The sequence below is a fragment of the Vibrio sp. Y176 genome, from assembly GCF_033438945.1.
In genome coordinates this window covers 1-715 of the sequence record NZ_JAWOQS010000502.1, presented here as the reverse complement: position 1 = coordinate 715, position 715 = coordinate 1, and the positions used below count along the sequence as shown (strand labels likewise).

Genomic DNA, 715 nt, shown 5'->3' with positions numbered 1-715 from the left:
GCCTTCTACCGCGATATTTGCCACGTATTCCGGTAAAATTCGGGCGGTGACTTCAACCAGATTGCGACGGAAATTCGGTACGACAAGCGTCACTTCACCTACCTTCACGCCTTGGTATTCAATCGGCATACCTTTAAGTACTTCTTGCGTGCCGTCTGTTTCTAGCGAAATGACTCGACCAAATTTGCGCGCTTTTTGCTGATCAGCGTAAAGTTTCCAACGTTCTCCAACTTTGTTTTCCACGCCAGGCACGGAATCAAAGGCAATTCCACCTTCAATTAGAGATTTTAGTGGATGTGCTTTAACGCTAACGCCAGAAAGTGAGGCATCAATTTCGATACCTGAACGATTCCAAAAAACGGTTTGTGGGGTGACCAGATAAGCAAAGCGATTTTCAATGGTCGCTTTAATCAATACGCCACCATCGACGAGATGAAAGTCCGAGACGTTACCTACAGGCAGATTTCGATAGAGTAGAGGGCTGCCTTTCGAAATTGGTGGTAGCTCTGAAGCAAACAGCATTAATGTTTTCGAGCCAGTTTTGTTGTACTGCGCGAGTTCTGCTAACGATTCATTTTGGAACAGTTGGTATTCTTTCTGAATCGACTCAGAACCTTCACTGACGAAACTGATAGAACCGGTCAATAGTTGTTTTGCTGGTGGAACAGTGACGCTCAACCCAGACTCAGTAAGCTCTGCAGAAGCGCTGCCAGTC

At 46.0% G+C, this 715-nt stretch carries 1 pseudogene; it reads right to left on the bottom strand.

The window, feature by feature from the left end:
• Positions 1-715, bottom strand: a pseudogene (mam7, locus tag R7O13_RS26965) (MCE family putative adhesion factor MAM7); the annotation flags it as partial.